3 protein-coding genes are annotated in these 2,237 nt (G+C 54.9%); all 3 read right to left on the bottom strand.

The features are described 5' to 3' along the window. Nucleotides 1-1,744, bottom strand: a 1,744-nt coding sequence (locus tag OCV62_RS17520) for a DNA topoisomerase 3 (protein WP_262588264.1), incomplete at its 3' end; no start/stop codon positions are given. Then, nucleotides 1,731-1,934, bottom strand: coding sequence for a hypothetical protein (locus OCV62_RS17515; RefSeq protein WP_009003368.1), 204 nt, complete (start codon nucleotides 1,932-1,934; stop codon nucleotides 1,731-1,733). The genes OCV62_RS17520 and OCV62_RS17515, both read right to left, overlap by 14 nt. Further along, nucleotides 1,931-2,237, bottom strand: a 307-nt coding sequence (locus OCV62_RS17510; protein ID WP_262588261.1) for a CD1107 family mobile element protein, incomplete at its 5' end; no start/stop codon positions are given. The genes OCV62_RS17515 and OCV62_RS17510, both read right to left, overlap by 4 nt.

Below are 2,237 nucleotides of genomic sequence, written 5' to 3'. Positions count from 1 at the left end.
TCAGCATGGTGCTGATCCCGGCCAGAAATTCCTCCGGGGCAAGCTGCCCGCGCTCGATCTCTCCCAGGCGGTACTCCCACTCGGCAGTCAGAAGCGGCGATTGCAGTTGTTCCGGCAGCACTGTGATAAGGGAAACTGCATCGTGGGAAGGGAGAAGCTGCACTGTTTTCCTGCTCTTTTTTCGTTCCAGAAAACCGGCAGATACCAGCTTTTCCAAAATACCGGCACGGGTGGCCGGTGTACCCAGACCTTTTCGCTCGGCATCCTCCGGCAGATCCTCTTTTCCGGCAGTCTCCATCGCGGACAATAGGGTGTCCTCCGTAAAGTGCTGAGGCGGACTGCTTTTGCCTTCTTTAACGATTGCCGCAGAAACCGAAAGGGTCTGTCCTTCGGTCAGCTCCGGCAGGGCTTTCTCTACGCCCTCTTTTTTCGGCTCTGTATCCTTCATTTTGGCACGATAAGCGTCCTCCAGTGCTTTCCATCCGGGGTGCTTCACCGTTTTTCCTTTTGTGGTAAACTCCCCACCGGCACACGCTGCAATCACAACGGTTTCCGAATAGATATGGGGCTGGGCTACGGCGCACATCAGACGCAGGGCCATCAGCTCCAGCACCGCTTTTTCTCCCGCAGGAAGGGCAGAAAGGTCTGCATCCTTGAGATTTCTGGTAGGGATTACTGCGTGGTGGTCGGTTACTTTCTTGTCGTTGATGACCGTCTGCGGATCACAGGTAATGGCGATCCCTTTGCGAAATGGCATAGCATTGGCAACCAGATTCACCAGCACCGGCAGGCTGTCTGCCATATCACCAGTCAGATAGCGGCTGTCAGTACGGGGATAGGTGCAGAGCTTCTTTTCATACAGGCTTTGTAGATAGTCCAGGGTCTGCTGGGCTGTAAATCCAAGCAGGCGGTTGGCATCTCTTTGCAGGGTAGTCAGGTCATAGAGGGCAGGCGGCTTTTCGGACTTTTCCTTGCACTCCACCTTTTTGATTGTGACATTTGCACCCTGACAGGCTTCTTTCAGCTGCTCGGCAGCGGCCTTATTCGCCATGCGCTCCCCGGATACGGTAAGACCGGGCAGCTCCAGCGCCACGGTATAAAAGGGAACCGGCTGAAAGGTGTCGATCTCAGCTTCTCGCTGGACAATGAGCGCCAGTGTTGGGGACATCACGCGCCCGATGTTGAGGGTACGGTGATACAGCACGGAAAAAAGCCTTGTTGCATTGATCCCCACCAGCCAGTCGGCCTTGGCACGGCAGAGGGCAGCATCTCGAAGTCCGTCATAGTCCGCACCGGGGCGCAGGTTTGCAAAGCCTTCCCTTATGGCGGAGTCTTCCATCGAAGAAATCCAGAGCCTTTTCATCGGCTTCTTGCAACCTGCCAGCTCATAGACGCTACGGAAGATCATCTCGCCCTCGCGTCCGGCATCACAGGCATTTACCACTTCCGTCACATCCGGGGCATTCATCAGCTTTTTGAGAATATCAAACTGCTTTTTCTTATCTTTTCCTACCACCATCTGCCAATGTTCCGGCAGGATAGGCAGATCATCATATCGCCACTTGGCATACTTTGGGTCATAGCTGTCTGCATCCGCAAGACCGGCCAGGTGGCCCACGCACCAGCTGACACGCCAGCCGTTGCCCTCCAGATACCCGTCCTTACGGACGGTTGCGCCGATCACCGCCGCCAAACTCTGGGCAACTGATGGTTTTTCGGCAATTACCAATTTATGTTGAGCCATGATGGTTCCTCCTCTCTTTGAGCCATCGGGACATTTCCCGGTGACAGATACCTACGCAGGGTCTTCCATAATTCCCGCAACCATAGCAGGGGTGGCTGTGGGGTAAAGAAGGAGGACGGGAAGTTTCCTTCCCGCCCTCCGGCCTGCGTGTCATCATGCGTTCATAGGGACTGTCTGTGAAACGGGTCATTTCACACTGTCCTCATCATCTTCTTCTGTGCTGCCCCCGTCAGCGTCCGGCTCGTCCGACTCCTCATCCTCGGTTTCCCATTCCTCGGAATCCTCCTCGCCATAATCATAATCGTCCAGACTGTCATTGCCCTTGGTCTTAGGCTTGTTCTTAACGAGCTTCAAGTAGGCAAATACGCCACCGCTTCCCAGCAGAGCCAGCAAAAGGACTATCGCAGCCGGGTTCAATCCGGCAGGCTTCTCTTTTTCCGGCTCCGATGTTTCTGCCGGAGGTTCCGGTGCTTTGCCCGTACATTTACTCTTA

This window comes from Gallintestinimicrobium propionicum (assembly GCF_025567525.1).
Classification (GTDB): Bacteria; Bacillota; Clostridia; order Lachnospirales; family Lachnospiraceae; genus Gallintestinimicrobium; species Gallintestinimicrobium propionicum.
This window is presented reverse-complemented; position numbering and strand designations above follow the sequence as displayed.

Bases quoted from the DNA above. Each gene is read 5' to 3' on its own strand.
- OCV62_RS17515 (WP_009003368.1), bottom strand. From the start codon at position 1,934: ATGACCCGTTTCACAGACAGTCCCTATGAACGCATGATGACACGCAGG.